The sequence below is a fragment of the Providencia sp. PROV122 genome, assembly GCF_028482365.1.
GTDB lineage: Bacteria > Pseudomonadota > Gammaproteobacteria > Enterobacterales > Enterobacteriaceae > Providencia > Providencia stuartii.
Genome location: NZ_JAMPQI010000008.1, coordinates 75,423 through 94,287, shown reverse-complemented (window position 1 = coordinate 94,287; position 18,865 = coordinate 75,423). Strand labels below are relative to the sequence as shown.

The following is an 18,865-nucleotide window of genomic DNA, read 5'->3' as shown; positions in this document are numbered from 1 at the left end:
TATTGAAGAAGAGATTGACACTCTTCAACGAATCTCTGCATGCCAAATTTGTCATTAAACAAATTCATAATATTAAAGTTCATAAAATTTAATATTAATTAAGTTTAGTATTAATATTAAGGAAACTGGCCTATGCAAAAAGATAAAATATGGAAGCTATTTATTCTAATAGCGATTCCCATAATCATATCGCTTATTCCCACGCCGGAGGGGCTACCCCATATTGCTTGGTTACTATTTGGTCTCTACTTAGCCGCTATCGTCGGGCTGGTACTAAAACCTTATTCTGAACCTGTAATATTGTTAGCCACCATTGCTGCAAGTGCAACGATCATCGGTGTGACTGGCACTAAAGATGTCAAAGTGAGCGAGGTCTTAAGTGGTTATGCTTCGGGTACAACATGGTTAGTCTTTGCAGCGTTTACACTCAGTGCTGCTTTCGTGATCACTGGGTTAGGTAAACGACTTTCCTATGTTTTAATTGGTAAATTAGGTAGTACGACATTAGGTCTTGGCTATGTGACTGCCATCCTTGACTTAATTATCGCGCCTGCAACCCCCTCCAATACCGCGCGTGCTGGTGGGATTGTTTTCCCTATCATTAACAGTGTGGCTGTGGCTCTGGGTTCAGATCCCGAAAAAAGCCCTCGAAAAGCAGGTCACTACCTTTTAGTGAACGTTTATATGGTGACAAAAACCACCAGCTATATGTTCCTAACAGCTATGGCTCCAAATGCGTTAGCACTGGCGATGATGAGCGATATTATGGGCATTAGTTTGAGTTGGGGAGGCTGGGCGCTTGCAGCCGCAGTTCCGGGTCTTATCATGCTCATTTTAACGCCATTCATTATCTATAAGCTTTATCCACCTGAGTTAAAAAAGGTCAACAACAAAGAGATCGCCGCAAAAGGTTTAGAAGAGCTTGGCCCCATGACGGTAAGAGAAAAGCTGTTGAGTATTGTGTTCCTATTAGCTTTAGCGGGTTGGATCTTTGCCGATAAAATTGGTGTCAGTGCTTCCACGGTTGCGATTTGTGTTATGGCTTTGACATTAATTCTGGGCGTTGTGACTTGGGATGATGTGCTAAAAAATAAAGGTGGCTGGAATACCTTGATTTGGTACGGCGGTATCATCGGGATGTCTGGTGTACTGACAAAAGCTGGCTTTTTCGAATGGTTAGCCAATGTTATGGGTCAACACCTCTCATTCGGTGATCAAACCATGCTTGCCTTCTTTGTGATTATGTTTATCAGTGTTGCGATACGTTACCTCTTCGCGTCTGGCGGTGCTTATGTCGCTGCAATGGTGCCTGTGTTTGCAACTGTCGGTATGGTTGCGGGTGCACCACCAATGCTGCTAGCCCTCGGTCTACTCTTCTCGAATGCTTACGGTGGCAGCTTAACCCACTACGGAGGCGCGGCAGCACCAATCGTCTTCGGTGCTGGCTACAACGATATTCGTTCTTGGTGGATTATAGGTGGTATCGTTGCATTCTTAAGTTTACTGGTACATATGACAATTGGTTTAGGCTGGTGGGAAATATTAATCAGCTCCGGTTTAATTTAGAAAATAATAATCTGAATACAAATTAAATTAACAATGGGATCTGAGCTTATGAGATCCCATTTAAATATAAAATGCCCTCTTCCTATTATTTTGCTGTGCTACCGGCAGCGATTGTTTTTATTTCATGCCATCAACAGCATAAATAATAAATGAGCAATACTCTAAATAGGAAAATACATGAAAAAAATACCTTGTATGTTGATGCGTGGCGGCACATCTAAAGGCGTATTTTTATTAGCAGATGACCTACCAAAGAATATCCAAGAGCGCGATGAACTCATATTAGCTATTATGGGATCGGGCCACGCACTGCAAATTGATGGTATTGGTGGTGGTAGCCCTCAAACCAGTAAAGTGGCAATCATTAGCCGCTCCCCCCACCCTGATGCCGACATTGATTATTTATTTGCTCAAGTTTCAGTGACGGAACGTATTGTTGATACCGCGCCTAATTGTGGCAATATTCTCTGTGCCGTTGGCGCTTACGCCATCGAAAAAGGGTTAATGCCTATAACAGGTGATGAAACAACAATCCGAATTCGTAATATCAATACGAATACTTTCGTCAACGCCACAGTACAAACACCAAATGGTCATATTGTTTATGAAGGTGATACCACCATTGCAAGCGTTCCTGGTCATGCTGCCCCTATCGCCCTCACATTTTTAAATGCGTGTGGTACAAAAACTGGAAAACTACTCCCCACGGGCCATGCCATTGATACTTTCGATGGCGTCGAAGTCAGTTGTATCGATATGGCGATGCCAATTGTGCTCATTGACGCCCCTCAATTAAACAAAACGGGTTATGAGAGCGCGGCTCAACTTGAAGCGGATAAGGCGTTTATGCAGCGCCTAGAGAGCATCCGCCGCCAAGCTGGCCTTGCGATGGGATTAGGTGATGTCAGCCAAAAAGTGATCCCCAAGCCTGTTCTGGTTTCCCCTGCAATTCATGGTGGAACGGTTAACGTTCGCTATTTTATGCCTCATAAGTGTCACGGTGCATTAGCTGTTACAGGCGCCATTGCAATAGCGACAGGCACCATCTTAGAAAATAGCGTCATCAAGCGTTATTTAACAAAAAATGTCGATATGCAACATATCTCGATTGAACACCTCAGTGGTCATTTTGATGTTTCGCTCAATCAGCAAGGCGACTTCCCAGAAGGGTTACAAGCTTCCATTATTCGAACGGCGCGAAAGCTATTTTCCGGGGATGTGTATGTTCCTTAATCGGTTATCTCTCTGACACATGACGCCTATCTATTATAGGCGTCACCTTTCTCTAACTAGTGTGACTGAAATTCCCCTTGGATCACATAAGAAACTTGATGAGCCTCATCAGGTGTTGGCAATTCTAATTTACTTGCCATACGCTCCATTACCTTTTCTGGCACGGCGTAGTCACGTTGACGATTTTGTTGTTGCCACTGCTTGTAGGGAACTTCCAAATAAATAAGGTGGATTTTCGCCTGATAGCGGGCAAACAAACCGATCATACTGGCTCTTAATGACGCACTCAGTGAAGTTGCATTCCAAATAAAGTCCTTTTTTGCACGTAACAAGACTTTCGCCTGCTCCTTCGCTTGTTGAGCGACCCAATCTTGCGCATTTTTATCGGCAGGATCGATTTTATGCGCGCGACGAATTTCATCAAGGCAGACCACTTCCCATTGCGGATAATGCTGAGCAATAAAGTGATCTTTTCCCATTCCCGGCAAGCCACACAGCATAACCACTTCGCTTCCTTGCTCCTCAAAAGGCTCGTAATCCGTAGTGCCACGCTGGTGATGAAAATAGTGGAAACGCCCAGCCGCCGAAGCAAAAGCTTTTGGTTGCATCCAACACCCCTGTTCGCGACAAAATAGCTCAAATATTTCAATGCGAGACAAGAGTTCCGACTGATCTTGGCATATGCGCCCCAATACGTCCGCCTTTGCTAATAAACACAGCAGTGACATATCAACACGTAAAGAAGCAGCAAATAGCGCCCGCTCAGGGTCGACTTTTTCCATCAACCATAAAGGTAAGCCATGATAGCGAACTAAAGCGGCGATTTGTTCACGTATCGCAAACGGGGTTTCAACCTCTCGATAAAGAATGCGTCGAGCAGATAATTCACCTTTTTTCGCATGACCAGGAGAGATAATACGCCCGTTTTCATCTTCTCGTGTTGTCGTACGCTTTTCAACATCATGCAGCAGTGCTGCTGCCCAAACGATATTTTGCTGTAAAACAGGGAGTTGTTGGTATTCAGGTAATGCTTCGAGTGCTGCTAAAACCATTTGTGTATGTGTTGCCACATCACCTTCGGCATGATGCAGCGCATCTTGCGGTACGCCTCGCATATCACGCACAAAATCAAATTGCGCCTCTAGCTGTGACCATGCGCGTTGTTCAGTCAATTGCCAACTCATACTTCCCCCTTTTGGCGTTCGAACGCTAACTTCGCTCGCTGCCAATGTCTTTTCCAATGAATATCGGTTTTAACATGGTTTTTTCGCACATATTTAAAGACATGCTGCATAAAATCAGCGACCAAAAAACGGCGGCTATCGCGAGTCACAATGCCTTCCATACTACAAGGTTGCTGAGTAAACGTATCACAAGCCCCAAAAAGGCTATCTTGTGAAGCGGCCTCACTAAGCTGAGCCGCATAAGCCTGTGGCCCAAGTTGCCTATCAATCTTGAGGGTTAGCTCCGGCACTGTTGGAAAATCAAATAGAGCGGCATAAAACTTCACCTCTTCCCAGCTAAGCCAATAGTCACCTTGTCGCACGGCAAAAACATAGAAGTAATCTTCAATATGTTGATATTCAATAGAGTGTATCGCATAGAGGTTTTCGCCAAACAGTTCGATATCCCCTAAATCGTTTTTAATTAACTGCCAGCGCTGGCGGATCTGTTGGCTCCATGCTGACTGTGTTGGCGCAGCATGCGAGCGAGCAAAAACCCCATATTGGCTTAAGCAATTATTTTCACCATCGAGTTTTTCGGTATGTACCAGTTGTTCAATATTCTGGATGTGCGACCACCAATCGCTATTAATACGATCATCACTGGTGGTGCCAGGTGAGAACGGATAGTGATACGTTCTACCATACTTTCTTGATTGCATATTCATCATGCTTTCTCTACAGAAATAGGAAAAACAACAAATCCTTTAGCAAGATTTGCCTCTGTGTTGTGTGAGAAATCAAGAGTTGGTATTACATATCTCTCCCGCGGAACGGCCTCGTTATGGGGTGTTACTTATTCAAAAGTAACAAATTCATTTAAAAACAGGCCGATTCTAGCCTAACTGTCAAGTAAAAGGCTATCAATTTAATCTGAATCTATGACGGTAATGGAGTGGCTTTCATCGCGTATCAGCCCACTTTCACTTTTGCTGTGTCGCGCTGTTTAGCCCCTTTCCCTCAATTTTAAACGTTAAAAATGACAATGTGCCCCTTATCTTAAGGGGCACACCGATGCATTAAAGGGCTAACCTGTGGCTTAATATAAGCCGAGTACAGCACCTACCGCTAAGGTGAAGAAGCTAAACAGCCAAATCCAACCGAATGAATAGCGCAGATGGCGCCCCATATCAATTCCAGCAAGCCCCATTGCCAACCATGCAGCTGGTGAGAATGGGCTAACAAATGTTCCGGCGTTATTACCAATTGCCATTGCATATACGACCGAAGAGGGGTCTACACCAGCCGTTTCAGCGATTTGCTGAATAATAGGTAGCAGAGCAAAGTAATACGCATCGGTACTGGTGAAAATATCCATCGGTACGCCGAGGATGCCAACAAAGATATGGATTTTAGAGACCCATTCTGTTGGTAATATTGCCGTTAAATCTTCAGCGATCGATTTTAGCATTCCCCCATCCGACAAAATACCGAGGAAAGCACCCGCAGCGAGAATAATCGCGACCATGCCTAACGCTTGTGGGGCATGTTCAGAGAGAACCTTCATTTGATCTTTCGGATTAGGAAAGTTAACCAGCAAGGCGATTGATAACGCAATCATAAACACATAAGGCGCCGATAACAGTCCAAATGCCAGACAAATAATAGAAGCGACAATTAACCCACCGTTAATCCATGGCTTTTGTGGCTTGTTTATTTGTTCATTCACATCCGCTATTTGCTCATTAGCAGGCAATAAAGAGTCCATCAGATACGGACTTGTGCCTTTAAGTGCAGCAGCGGCAATACGGCGTTTCTCACGTAAACCCATAATTACTGCGAATACCACAGCACCAGCCATACCGATAATCTGCACAGGGATCAAGCTTTGCCATAACGTTGCGGCATCAATGCCTGTCACCGCAGAAGCACGGCCTAATGGGCCACCCCATGGCACCATGTTCATAATCCCCATACTGGCGCACATCAATAACAACATTAAATAAGGGCTCATGCCGAGCTGGCGATATAAAGGCAGCAGTGCTGGAATAATAATCAGGAATGTCGCGGCACCAGAGCCATCTAAATGCACGACACCCGCAATTAGTGTGGTCATCACACACACAATGATCACATTGCCTCGCGTCATTTTGACCATCAAACGGATAAGAGGATCAAAAATATGCAAATCTTTCATCAAACTAAAGAATAAAATAGCGAACAGGAACATCGCCGCCACTTTAGAGACTTTATTGATACCGCTTTCAAAAAAAGCTGAAATTTCAGGGATTGAATACCCTGCAATCAGGGCGCCAATAAAAGGAATACAAGACATTGCAATGATAGGGCTAACTTTTCCCATCATAAGCAAGGTGACGATGGAAAGAATGATCAATATACCGATAATTGTTAACACATTGAGTTCCTTATTAGAATTATATTTTTAAGGTAAAAATTAAATACACTTAAACGAGTATTAATTTATTCCATTGTATATTTTCAATGTTGCGATATGCATTTTGAATATACGGTAAATACACATCTATCTCCCTGACCTTATATAAATCAAAATTAATTTTCGCAAGAGCTAGATCATTTTTTTGCTGAATAACAACCTAAAAATTAGCCATAAAAATCAGCGTTTAAGATAAAAATTTAGAGCAAAACGCTATTAGCACCATTAAAACCATTAATTAAAATTAATACCAATATTAATTGTTTTTTATTTACTTAATTGCTAAGCTGGCGATTATAAGAGGGTAATTATTTTTAATTATCAAACTAGTTTATGTTTTCTATTTTTTTTTAGTGTTTTATTTTCACAATGAGGAGAAACAGACAGAAAATTATACTTTTTCACATAGTTCTCAAATTTATACTTATCTACTTGCATTATTCTGTGACTAATAGAATTGAGCTTTAACTGTAAAAAACCACATGAACAGCACAAAATGATACTGAACTTACTTGTATCATGGATAAATTAATCATGATCACTAAGGAACAAGACAGATGAGCTTCCTATTTTCCCCCGCAGCTTTGGGGCAAATTTCCCTAAAAAACAGGATCATTGTTCCACCGATGTGCCAATATTCCGCCATCGACGGCATGCCAACCGCTTGGCATCATTCACACTATATGAATCTCGCGCTTTCAGGGGCGTCGTTAGTTATTGTCGAAGCTAGCGCAGTCACCCCCGCTGGGCGTATCACCTATAAAGATCTCGGTATCTGGAATGATGAACAGGCAACCGCCCTAAAAAACATGTTAGCAGATATCAGGCAATTTGCTGATGCACGCTTAGGTATTCAAATCGCTCATGCAGGTAGAAAAGCCTCAACAGATCTCCCTTGGCTGGGTGGTCAGAGCCTCTCTAAACAAGAACAAAATGGCTGGGAAACGGTCTCTGCGTCAAACTTGCCTTTTGGTCATTCACACCCGCCAAGAGAACTGAGCAAACAAGAGATCCACGACATCCAACAACAATTTGTCGATGCGGCTAAACGTGCAGAATATGCGGGATTTGATGTTATTGAAATCCATGCAGCCCACGGTTATTTATTGCATCAATTTTTATCGCCAATCGCGAACCAGCGCCAAGATGAATATGGGGGCAATTTTAAAAACCGCAGTCGTCTATTAATCGATGTATTTCGTGCGGTTAGAGATGCAGTTAATCCCAATATTGCTGTTGGCGTTCGAATTTCTGCAACCGACTGGGTTAGTGGTGGATGGGGGGTTCCTGAATCCATTGAACTTACTGAACAACTCGAAGAACTAGGCTGTGATTATATACACGTCTCGTCAGGGGGGTTATCGTCTGAGCAGCAGATCCCTATTAGCCCCAATTACCAAGTGCCACTCGCTCAAGCTATTCATGAGCATACAATGATGCCGGTGATTGCCGTCGGCCTTATTACTGAGCCTAATCAAGCCGAAGCGATAATCGCTACTGGGCAAGCGGATTTTGTATCAATCGGTCGAGGGATACTCTTCAACCCTCGTTGGCCTTGGCATGCGGCAGCGCAACTAGGGCAAAATATCAGTGTTGCACCACAATATTTACGCAGTGCGCCTTATCAATATAAAAAGTTATTTAGCGCATAATAATAGTCACAGCGGTAACAAGACACTTACCGCTGTGATATATCTTAATTAACGCTCAGCTTTTGTACACTGATTAACAAATTCAACCATTGATTTTTGAAAATCAGCTTCTGCTGTTGCTGATTTCGCTAATTCACCTTCAATACGTTTATATTCTTTCAAACCGTATTTTTCGATTGTTTTGTCATATGCACAGGCACAAATTGCGCTAATAGCATCTGCGGTTTCACCGGCTGGACTCCCAGACGCTTTCACACAATCACTCACAAAAACTTTTTTAGATTCAGCGATTTCGGCTTTATCGTCCGAGCATGCTGCTAATAATGTCATAATGCCTGCCATACCCAAAATTAATGCGATCTTTTTCATCTTTAGCCTATTATAAATTTAGTTTGCATTACTATTAATCTAAAAAATTTAAATAAGAGAGTCATATTTAGATTAATTACCCATACCTTTCTCATGTAAATAATAATAGCTGCTTTAATTTAAAAAATCTCTATTATAAGGACTATTTTTAGTAAAAGTCTTATTTTGATAATGCACGAAAAGAGCGCCATCGATAATAAAAGAGAGCACTTAAAATAAGAATACAACCTATTATTTGGATCATTGGCATCCGTTCATGATACCAAATGGTAGCAACAAACACGGTCATCACCGGTTCTAAAATCATAATAATGGCAGCGTTCGCGGCAGTGGTATTTTTTTGCCCAATCAACTGCAAAATAAAACGTAAGCTGGTTGCTATCACCACACTGGCAATAAACCACATCAATATCGATGGCGCTAACGTGGTTGGCCACTCCTCTAATAAAAGAGATAACGTCAAACCAACCACGCCCGTACAAGCCAACTGAATAGCCGTTAAAGGTAAAACAGGAACACTACGCGCATAGACGCTGGTATAGCAGAAATAAATGGCTTGAACGATTGCGGCAGCTAAAAACCAAAGTTGACTACTCTTAAACTGAACTTGCCCCTTAAACAGGGTTAAACACGCTAAGCCTAATACTGCAACAGGTAACGCTTGCCAAAAATAACGTGTCGGCCGTATTTTTAAAAGCACCCAACCCACTAACGGCACAAACAGCATGGCTAGGCTCATGATAAACGCGCCCTCACCTAGCGAGTCTGTTGTAGCAACGGCATAAATCCATAAAACGAGGTTGAGGGCCATCCATCCCCCCGTCATCAAAATACTCGGTAGTTGTTGCAAGCGAATATGATGGCGTTTCCCCCAACAAAAAGGGGCTAGAATGATCGCCGCCAATAAGAAACGACTACCTAAAAAAGCAAATATTGGCATGCCTTGTACAGCTTCACGAGAAAAAATCCATCCCCATGCGGCAATAAAAGTGGTCAGCACTAAAAATAGTTCGGCTTTCCTTTGCGACTGCATATTTTATTTTACCTATCAATCACGACATTATTGTCATCATCATACTGTCTATACCATTTATGCCAATCTCTATTTTGCCTCTTGATTAAATAGGGCTTTGAAAACCTCTTCATTTCCTCTTAACACGCCAATGACATTAATAAAATACAGTTATCAATCACTATTCCTTCCTATTGACTGTTTTCTCATCGAATAAATGGGGAAATATGCCATTAAACTGGTCAATTTTTCTGAAATTTTGGGGTGACATAATGCAAATAGATAATTAATCAATGGCTTGATGCAGTGAGCACATTACGCATCAGCTCAAAAAGGTAGGTCGATATGTCAATCACACATAAACATCCATATAGCGATTCAGAGAAAATTAGTCAGATAAAAAGCGCTATTAATACACGCAAATATGCTCATCCTGCTGAAATTAGCTTGTTATGGAAAAATGCCATGAACTCATCGTTCAATCTCAGTTGGTCTAAAGTGATGTTAGCGGCGTGTATCTCTACCGCTATTGTATTACTGTTGACATCCTACTAAACAAAAAAATGGCCGGGATCTTCTCCGGCCATTGCGGTTTTTGTTTGAGTAATGAATTACCAGAAACCTAAGACTTTCCACCAAATACTGCCTAAACCAATCCAGATAATAAGGTTGACGACACTCATCACAAATCCGGCTTTCCACCATTCGCCGAGTGTTACGTAGCCTGAACCGAAAATAATGGGGGCAGTTCCTGTGCCGTAATGGGTCAGAGACATCATCAAAGAAGAGGAGAATGCTAAGGTTAAGCCGAGTAACATCGGTGGAGCGCCAAGCGCTAAACCAGCCGCAAAGAAAGCAGCAAACATCGCGGTAATGTGGGCGGTTGTACTCGCAAAGAAGTAATGTGAGTAGACATAGATAAGCACAAGGATTAATGCTCCCCAAACCCAACTCAATCCCATATTATCGATTGAAGTCCCTACTGAGATGGACATCCATTTAATTAAACCTAGCTTACCTAAGAAACTTGCCATCATCACCAAAGCAGCAAACCAAACAACGGTATCCCAAGCCCCTTTGTTTTTTAATACATCATCCCAATTGATGACGCCCGTGGCTAATAAAATACCCAGTCCAATAAATGCGGCGGTTGTTGCGTTAATCTTATAAGCAGGTCCAAATACGTGTTCGGGTACACCTGCCCACATCACCAGTAATAGCACAAACACGCCAAGCGTAATAACTTCTGGTAATGAAATTGGGCCTAATTGTTGTAAACGCTGTTTTGCAAAATTAGGCGCATCAGGGGTTGACGTAATTTCAGGTTTATACATGAAATAGATAACTAACGGCATCAAAATTAACGACACCAAAGCAGGTGCAAATGCTGCTAGCGCCCACATTGACCAAGTTAATTCATTTGCTCCTCCAGCTTCGCTGACAATCAAACTGACAATTAAAGGGTTTGGCGCCGTCGCGGTAATAAACATCGCTGAAGTAATCGGGTTAATATTATAGTTAACCAAAGAGAGATAACGCCCTATTTTACCGGCAGTACCATCATCGGCCTTAGAGCCAAAACTATCCGCAATGGAGCGCATAATAGGGTGAATGATCCCCCCGCCACGCGCAGTATTACTTGGGGTCACTGGCGCAAGTACTGTTTCTGCAATCGCCAGTGAATAAGCAATACCTAATGTTTTTTTACCAAATAAGGAAATAACATAATAGCCAATCCTCGCGCCTAATCCGGTTTTATTTAGGCTCATTGAAACCATAATAGAAATACCGATTAACCAAATCAGGTCATTTGAGAAACCACTTAACGCATCCGCTATCGCATCCTTTGTGGAGTTTGGATTAGTCACTCCCGTTGCAGCCACTAAAGCAATGGCAATAATGGAAACACCGCCAATAGGAAGGGCTTTACCAATAATTGCGGCGATCGTTCCAACAAAGAGTGCTAATAGATGCCAAGCATCGGGATTAACACCTTCGGGAACAGGGATTAGGAACCAAATAATAAGTGTGATTGCAACTGCTATCAATGTAGGTATAGGTTTTAATGGGGTCAGTTTATTCATATCGGGCATCCATACATGTTTTTAAGATGGAAATAAAAAATTCTTAGCAATATATTTTTTATCATTACAAATATGTTAACTAAATATCTTTGGCAGACATTGATCGTTATCATTGACATAGCTATTTTTACATATAAAAAACGATTTAAATTTAGTAACAAAGAGTAATTAGTAATTACAACAATTTACTAATAGTATTTAACAAGGAACCATCATAATATTAACTTTTATTTTATAAACGACAACGACAATGTATAACATTCATATAAAAAGCACGTTTATTGCCTTAAATAATTAACCATACAAAAAACATTGTTTATTTAATTTAAAATAGACGTTGAAACATCAACAATATACAAAACCCAATGATTTATTTATATTACAATAGGTAAAAATGCAGGCTGAATCGAATTATTCATACAAATAATCTTAATTTTGCTAAATAGCATTAAATAACAAATTCAAAAATTTAGAGTTAAATGTACAAATAACACGCTATTCATCAATGAGTACTTAGATGTTTTAATAACCTTATATCTTATTAGATAGTCTAGTAGGAAACTATTTACCACTACATTACAATTATCACTTGATTAAACTTCATACATATTGTGGTTATTTAATCTAATCTTAATCATGGACACTCTGAATTAGATAACTATTCTAAGGAAATATAGATGATAAAGCATGATGTAAATTGTTATAAAGAGCACCAACCTTGCATTATTTTATGTACAACAAACAGCCAAAATAATGCGGTCAAGATTGCTCAACAGTTATTAGATAGACGCTTAGCGGCCTGTGTTTCATTACTGCCTGAGATAACCTCCATTTATCAATGGAAGAACGAGATCGCACAAGATAAAGAGGTACTGTTACTCATTAAATCTACTAATAAAAACCAAGCTGAATTGTTTTCTGCTATCAAGGAAATCCACCCATACGAAACTCCTGAATTGATTAGCCTCGATTTGGATCAGGTCGACAGTGGATATTTGGCGTGGTTAGTTAAATCAGTCAAATAAGCGTCATCATGGTGTTAAATAGTGAGGTTGTTCTCAATATTCCACTCTCCATGGCGTTACCGATGGATTCGCTAACTGGTCTGCTATGGTAAGTAAAAAATAAATGCTATACAGAAGTTCTCGTTTTCGCTTTATTTGCCCTCTTTATTGAGGGCTTTTTTCGATGATTTTTTTTGGTCAGTCGAAAAATGACCCCTTCGCTGGCTGGGGCCATTGATAGATTAATGCAACTATAGCTGGCGAACAGGGGCATCCCCTGCAACATAATAATCAGCCTGACTTGCCGGTAAGGGTTCACGCCCACGGATTTTATCCGCCATCTTTTCGGCAATCATAATTGTCGTTGCATTCAAGTTACCTGTAATAATCAAAGGCATGATTGAAGCGTCAATCACTCTTAGATTTTCAAGGCCATGTACACGACCTGCACCATCAACGACCGCCATTTCATCGTATCCCATCTTACAAGAGCCACAAGGATGGAATGCCGTTTCAGCGCGCTCGCGGACAAAAGCATCAAGCTCGTCGTCTGATTGAACATGCTTACCGGGGCTAATTTCCTCACCTCGGTACGGGTCTAATGCTGGCTGAGCCATAATTTCGCGGGTAATGCGAATGGCGGCACGGAACTCTTCCCAATCCTGCTCACTCGACATGTAATTAAACAAAATACTCGGGTGTTGGTAAGGATCCGTTGACTTTATCCTCACACGCCCTCGACTCGGCGAACGCATAGAGCCTACGTGAGCTTGGAAACCATGTACATTTACTGCATTACTGCCGTTGTAATTAATTGCAACAGGCAAAAAGTGGAACTGGATATTTGGCCATGCAAACTTATCACTTGTCCTGATAAATCCGCCCGCCTCAAATTGGTTACTAGCACCGATACCCGTTCCTTTAAACAACCACTCCGCACCGATAGCGGGTTGGTTATACCATTTTAATGCTGGATAGAGCGAAACGGGCTGCTTACACTCATATTGCAAATACATCTCAAGGTGATCTTGCAAATTTTGCCCTACCCCAGGCAACACATGCACCGCGGGGATATTAAACTCTTTGAGCACATCTTCTGGCCCTACACCTGAGCGCTGCAATATTTGAGGTGAAGCAATGGCGCCAGCACACAAAAGCACCTCTTTACGGGCTTTGGCATGCACGGCAGTTTTACTGCTCCCTTGGTAGAATTTCACGCCAACCGCTTTTTTCGATTCAAATTCAATAACATCTGTAGTGGCGTGGGTAATAATGGTCAGATTTTTACGTTTTCTAGCCTGATCGAGATAACCTCGAGCCGTACTCGCACGACGCCCTTTTGGTGTTACCGTTCTATCCATTGGACCAAAGCCCTCTTGTTGATAACCATTTAGGTCATCTGTTCTTGGATAGCCAGCCTGAACCCCCGCTTCAACCATGGCATGAAACAAGACGTTATTACCATTTTTAGGCGTAGTCACACTGACAGGACCATCGCCACCATGATAATCATTTGCACCGATATCCCGCGTTTCCGCTTTGCGAAAATAAGGTAAACAATTGAGGTAACTCCAGTCTTCTAAACCTGGAGTTTGCGCCCACCCGTCAAAATCCAATGCGTTACCTCGGATATAACACATACCATTGATCAGCGATGACCCCCCAAGCCCTTTTCCGCGCCCACACTCCATACGGCGGTTGTTCATGTAAGGTTCAGGATCAGTTTCATAGGCCCAATTATAGCGTCGACCTTGTAATGGATATGCTAATGCCGCTGGCATTTGTGTACGAAAATCGAACCTGTAGTCCGGTCCTCCAGCTTCAAGGAGCAGCACAGTAACATCAGAATCTTCTGTCAGGCGGGTAGCAAGAACGTTACCGGCTGAACCAGCACCGATAATAATGTAGTCATAGACCATTGTTATCTCCTCTGTTTCAGTCAAATTAAAAATAAGAAATTAAAATACGGATGCAAACTCCCCAAGTTCGACTTGTATTGATTTGATTTGAGTATAATTTTGTAGTGTGACTAAGCCATTTTCACGGCCAACCCCTGAGTGCTTATAGCCCCCGACAGGCATTTGCGCGGGTGATTCACCCCATGTATTAATCCAACAAATTCCGGCTTCTAATTGATGAATGACACGATGTGCACGGGATAAATCACAAGTCACGATCCCCGCTGCCAAGCCATATAGCGAGTTATTCGCGCGTTCAATCACCTCATCTTCAGATTGGTAACTGAGAATGCTCATCACAGGGCCAAAAATCTCTTCTTGAGTGATTTGCATATCATCAGAACAGTCGGTAAATACCGTAGGTAATACATACGCGCCTTGAGCAAACTCACCTTCTGTGAGGCGTTCACCTCCACAAAGCAGTTTCGCCCCTTGTTGTTTACCAATTTCGATATAACGCAACACATTTTCCATATGAGCAAAACTCACTAGCGGGCCAAAATTGGTTTCATCATCAATAGGCGAGCCTATTTTGATACGTGCAACACGTTGTTGGATCTTCTCTTCGAATTGCGTTTTTAAATGTTCTGGAACAAAGACCCGCGTACCATTAGTACAAACTTGCCCCGAACTGTAAAAATTAGCCATCATGGCAATATCAGCAGCCTTATCCAGATCTGCATCATCAAAAATAATCAGTGGTGATTTCCCCCCCAACTCCATCGTGACATCTTTTAGAGTTGACCCAGAGGCATTTGCCATCACTTTTTTACCTGTAGGCACGCCACCTGTGAAGGAAATTTTGGCAATGCCCGGATGCTCCGTCAGCCATAGGCCCACATCAGCGCCTCCTCCTGTCACCACATTAAACACACCGGCAGGTAGCCCTGCTTCTGTGTAAATTTCCGCTAATTTGAGTGCGGTCAATGAGGTCACTTCACTTGGCTTAAAGATCATGGCATTACCTGCGGCTAAAGCAGGAGCAGATTTCCAAAGTGCGATTTGGATAGGGTAGTTCCAAGCACCGATACCAGCGACAACACCTAACGGCTCACGGCGCGTATAGGCAAATGAACTATCGCGTAATGGGATCTGTTCGCCTTCTAAAGCGGGGATCAAACCGGCGTAGTATTCGAGAACATCCGCCCCCGTCACAATATCCACATAACGCGTCTCTGAAAGTGGCTTGCCAGTATCTAATGTTTCTAACTGAGCCAACTCGTCATTACGTTCACGTAAAATATCAACTGCTCGACGTAAGATGCGTGAACGCTCTATTGCCGTCATTGATGCCCATATCTTTTGCCCTTGTTTGGCACTTTCCACCGCCCAATCGATGTCTTCATGTGTCGCCGATTGTAAACGAGCGATCACTTCACCGTTCGCTGGGTTAATTGCATCAAACTGCCCACATTCCGGTTGTGAGCTATCTACATAACCACCATGAATATAAAGTTTATGTAATTGTGGTTCGTGCATAATATCTCCCTCCTATTAAAACGTTTCTTTTGGTTTAGCTATCCCGCGACCGACTGAGCTGCATATCGATATACTCATTCGTGATGGTCAACGCATCCTGTAATGGAAAAGCTTCATTACTCAATGCACTACGTAACCATAACCCATCAATTAACGCCGCCAGCCCTTTTGCGGCCATACGCGCGGCGTGCTTATCGAGTACTCGAGCAAACTCATACGTTAGGTTGGAATACAATCGCCTATCATTCACTTGCTGCAACCGATTTAAATTCGGTTGATGCATGCTACTTGCCCAAAAGGCTAACCATGTTTTCATCGCCGCCTCACTGATTTGCGAAGAATCAAAGTTACCTTCAACGATGGCTTGAATGCGCTGTTTAGGTTGGGCATGACTCAGCATTCTTAAACGCATTGCCACGGCGATCCCAAGTTGGTACTGAATATGACGCATGGTGGCTTCTAACAGACCATTTTTATCGCGGAAGTAATGGCTGATGATCCCTGTTGATACACCCGCCTTTCGAGCAATTAACGCGATACTGGCCTCTTGCATGCCCACTTCATTAATCACTTCAAGTGTGGCTTGAATTAACTGCTGCTTACGTATCGATTGCATTCCTATTTTCGGCATAACCTCTAGACCCAAAAAAATACAGTGAACCCTGTTATTAAACTTTTTTTTAATTGAACATTCAATCAATATTAACTATATTTTATCACAATTGTTTTACAAAATTAGGAGAAAGATAGATGTAAAAAAACAACTCTTTGCAATTAATTCAATTAATTAGCAAAGAATGTAACTTTTAACTTTTGAATAAATAAAATTGTGGAAACTGCCGATGACAACTCAAAATAGTCCAAAAAATCAGCAGAAAGACAAATTAAACTCTGTGGTTTTTTTCACTTCTGCTGGTCTAATACTAGCATTTTCATTTTTCACCATACTCATGACAGAAACCGCCAACCAATGGATCGTCGCAACTCTCGGATGGGTATCAAAAACGTTTGGTTGGTACTACTTGTTAGCCGCAACGCTGTATATTGTCTTTGTGATATTTGTGGCGACATCACGCTTTGGTAATATCAAATTAGGGCCGGAGCAATCAAAACCTGAATTTAGCGTATTAAGTTGGTCTGCCATGCTGTTTGCGGCAGGGATCGGTATCGACCTAATGTTTTTCTCTGTTGCCGAGCCTGTCACGCAATATATGCTGCCACCCACTGGCGAAGGGGAAACATTAGAAGCAGCTCGTCAGTCGATGGTGTGGACTCTCTTCCACTATGGCCTGACGGGCTGGTCTATGTATGCGCTGATGGGGATTGCGCTCGGTTACTTTAGTTACCGATATAATTTGCCTTTAACCATTCGCTCTGCCCTTTACCCTATTTTTGGTAAACGTATCTATGGGCCAATCGGCCATACTGTCGATGTTGCCGCCGTTATTGGTACAATTTTTGGTATTGCGACCACATTAGGTATCGGTGTGGTACAGCTTAACTATGGTTTAAAAGTCCTGTTTGATCTCCCTCAAGGGCTTGGCGTACAAGGTGGCCTGATTTTACTTTCGGTCATTATGGCCGTTATTTCCGCCACATCTGGGGTTAATAAAGGGATCCGTATCTTATCCGAACTGAATGTTTTGCTCGCATTAGGGTTGATTTTATTCATTTTGTTTGTTGGTGATACGGAATTTTTACTCAATGCGTTAGTGCTTAACGTGGGTGATTACATTAATCGCTTTATGGGAATGACGCTTAACAGCTTTGCTTTTGATAGACCAACAGATTGGATGAATAGCTGGACGCTATTTTTCTGGGCTTGGTGGGTTGCATGGTCGCCGTTTGTGGGCTTATTTCTCGCACGAATTTCCCGTGGACGGACAATTCGCCAGTTTGTCATTGGCACGCTGATTATCCCTTTCGTGTTCACCCTACTTTGGTTATCTATTTTTGGTAACAGCGCCTTATACGAAATCATTCATGGCAACAAAGAATTGGCAGAAACGGTGCTTGCCGCCCCTGAAAAAGGCTTTTACTCCTTACTAGAGCTCTATCCCGGGTTTGGTTTGACCGCATCGGTGGCAACGATCACTGGCCTACTATTTTATGTGACCTCTGCGGATTCTGGGTCACTCGTACTCGGGAATTTCACCTCAAACCTAAGCGATATCAATAATGATGCGCCTAACTGGTTACGTATTTTCTGGTCAGTGGCGATTGGTTTATTAACCCTAGGTATGTTGATGACCGATGGGGTTGCCGCACTACAAAATACGACCGTGATCATGGGGTTACCTTTTAGTTTTGTGATCTTTTTTATTATGGCGGGGCTGTATAAATCGCTAAAAGTCGAAGATTTCAGGCGCGTCAGTTCACTCACCACCAATGCGCCAGCGCCTTTATATGGCAATGGTAAGTTAAATTGGAAACAGCGGTTGGGCCGTGTGATGAACTTCCCCGGTACCACTTACACTCAACGTATGTTGGATCTAGTGTGTACGCCTGCCATGCAAGAAGTGGCAAAAGAGCTATCACTACGCGGCGCTAATGTGGAATTTAATATTCTGCCCCCTGCCGAAGATGAGCGTTTAAATCACCTAGAGCTCGTGGTTGATTTAGGGGAAGAACAGAACTTTATCTATCAAATTTGGCCGCAACGTTACTCTGTTCCCGCCTTTACCTACCGCGCACGTTCAGGTAAATCCCATTACTATCGCCTAGAAACTTTCCTTTGGGAGGGAACACAAAGCAATGATTTAATGGATTACACCAAAGAACAGGTGATCAGTGATATTTTAGATCAATATGAAAAACATCTTAATTTCATTCACTTAAGCAGAGAAGCGCCAGGGGCAACATTAACCTTTCCTGAAACTAATTAATCGTT

General features: G+C 42.4%; 15 protein-coding genes. 6 read left to right on the top strand and 9 right to left on the bottom strand.

The genetic code is table 11. The features are described 5' to 3' along the window. The first annotated feature begins 132 nt into the window (after positions 1-132). Together PSE69_RS07115 and PSE69_RS07110 are read left to right on the top strand one after the other, a co-directional pair. On the top strand, positions 133-1,566 hold the full coding sequence (locus PSE69_RS07115) for an anion permease (RefSeq protein ID WP_004918749.1): 1,434 nt from the start codon (positions 133-135) through the stop codon (positions 1,564-1,566). A 177-nt stretch (positions 1,567-1,743) separates the two neighbouring features. Next, on the top strand, positions 1,744-2,799 hold the full coding sequence (locus tag PSE69_RS07110; protein WP_121875085.1) for a 4-oxalomesaconate tautomerase: 1,056 nt from the start codon (positions 1,744-1,746) through the stop codon (positions 2,797-2,799). Between the two features lie 56 nt (positions 2,800-2,855). Here the strand turns inward: PSE69_RS07110 and PSE69_RS07105 are convergent, their stop codons facing one another. From PSE69_RS07105 to PSE69_RS07095, 3 genes are all read right to left on the bottom strand, one after another. After that, complete coding sequence (locus PSE69_RS07105; protein WP_272675193.1) at positions 2,856-3,983, bottom strand: AAA family ATPase; 1,128 nt, start codon at positions 3,981-3,983, stop codon at positions 2,856-2,858. Next, positions 3,980-4,690: an RNA ligase family protein gene (locus tag PSE69_RS07100; RefSeq protein ID WP_014658091.1), complete on the bottom strand. Its 711-nt coding sequence runs from the start codon at positions 4,688-4,690 to the stop codon at positions 3,980-3,982. The genes PSE69_RS07105 and PSE69_RS07100 overlap by 4 nt, the downstream gene beginning before the upstream one ends. A gap of 371 nt (positions 4,691-5,061) precedes the next feature. Continuing rightward, complete coding sequence (locus tag PSE69_RS07095) at positions 5,062-6,378, bottom strand: CitMHS family transporter (RefSeq protein ID WP_014658090.1); 1,317 nt, start codon at positions 6,376-6,378, stop codon at positions 5,062-5,064. A 596-nt stretch (positions 6,379-6,974) separates the two neighbouring features. Between PSE69_RS07095 and PSE69_RS07090 the strand changes: the two genes are divergently transcribed. After that, positions 6,975-8,069 carry an NADH:flavin oxidoreductase/NADH oxidase gene (locus tag PSE69_RS07090; protein WP_040133020.1) on the top strand — a complete coding sequence of 365 codons (1,095 nt, stop codon included), beginning with the start codon at positions 6,975-6,977 and terminating at the stop codon, positions 8,067-8,069. A gap of 48 nt (positions 8,070-8,117) precedes the next feature. Here the strand turns inward: PSE69_RS07090 and PSE69_RS07085 are convergent, their stop codons facing one another. Beyond that, complete coding sequence (locus tag PSE69_RS07085; RefSeq protein WP_004918736.1) at positions 8,118-8,438, bottom strand: hypothetical protein; 321 nt, start codon at positions 8,436-8,438, stop codon at positions 8,118-8,120. A 160-nt stretch (positions 8,439-8,598) separates the two neighbouring features. After that, a complete protein-coding gene (locus PSE69_RS07080) occupies positions 8,599-9,471 on the bottom strand; it encodes a DMT family transporter (RefSeq protein WP_121875147.1) in 873 nt (290 codons plus the stop codon). 324 nt (positions 9,472-9,795) lie between these two features. Here PSE69_RS07080 and PSE69_RS07075 point away from each other — a divergent pair, with 324 nt between their 5' ends. Continuing rightward, on the top strand, positions 9,796-10,005 hold the full coding sequence (locus tag PSE69_RS07075; protein WP_053110736.1) for a hypothetical protein: 210 nt from the start codon (positions 9,796-9,798) through the stop codon (positions 10,003-10,005). Between the two features lie 56 nt (positions 10,006-10,061). Here PSE69_RS07075 and PSE69_RS07070 read toward each other — a convergent pair whose 3' ends face one another. After that, positions 10,062-11,534: a DASS family sodium-coupled anion symporter gene (locus PSE69_RS07070; protein ID WP_014658088.1), complete on the bottom strand. Its 1,473-nt coding sequence runs from the start codon at positions 11,532-11,534 to the stop codon at positions 10,062-10,064. Between the two features lie 677 nt (positions 11,535-12,211). On the opposite strand from PSE69_RS07070, the gene cutA reads away from it, so the two are divergent. Further along, positions 12,212-12,559, top strand: coding sequence for a divalent-cation tolerance protein CutA (gene cutA / locus PSE69_RS07065; protein ID WP_004918729.1), 348 nt, complete (start codon positions 12,212-12,214; stop codon positions 12,557-12,559). Between the two features lie 230 nt (positions 12,560-12,789). On the opposite strand, the gene betA is transcribed toward cutA, so the two are convergent. From betA to betI, 3 genes are read right to left on the bottom strand one after another with little or no spacing between them, the layout of a single operon-like run. After that, entirely contained in the window at positions 12,790-14,457 is a 1,668-nt protein-coding gene (betA, locus tag PSE69_RS07060; RefSeq protein ID WP_004918727.1) for a choline dehydrogenase, read from the bottom strand. A 39-nt stretch (positions 14,458-14,496) separates the two neighbouring features. After that, positions 14,497-15,975, bottom strand: coding sequence for a betaine-aldehyde dehydrogenase (gene betB / locus PSE69_RS07055; protein ID WP_004918726.1), 1,479 nt, complete (start codon positions 15,973-15,975; stop codon positions 14,497-14,499). 34 nt (positions 15,976-16,009) lie between these two features. Then, positions 16,010-16,606 carry a transcriptional regulator BetI gene (betI, locus tag PSE69_RS07050; protein ID WP_004918724.1) on the bottom strand — a complete coding sequence of 199 codons (597 nt, stop codon included), beginning with the start codon at positions 16,604-16,606 and terminating at the stop codon, positions 16,010-16,012. A 211-nt stretch (positions 16,607-16,817) separates the two neighbouring features. Between betI and PSE69_RS07045 the strand changes: the two genes are divergently transcribed. After that, a complete protein-coding gene (locus PSE69_RS07045) occupies positions 16,818-18,860 on the top strand; it encodes a choline transporter (protein WP_004918722.1) in 2,043 nt (680 codons plus the stop codon). The last annotated feature ends 5 nt before the right edge of the window (positions 18,861-18,865 follow it).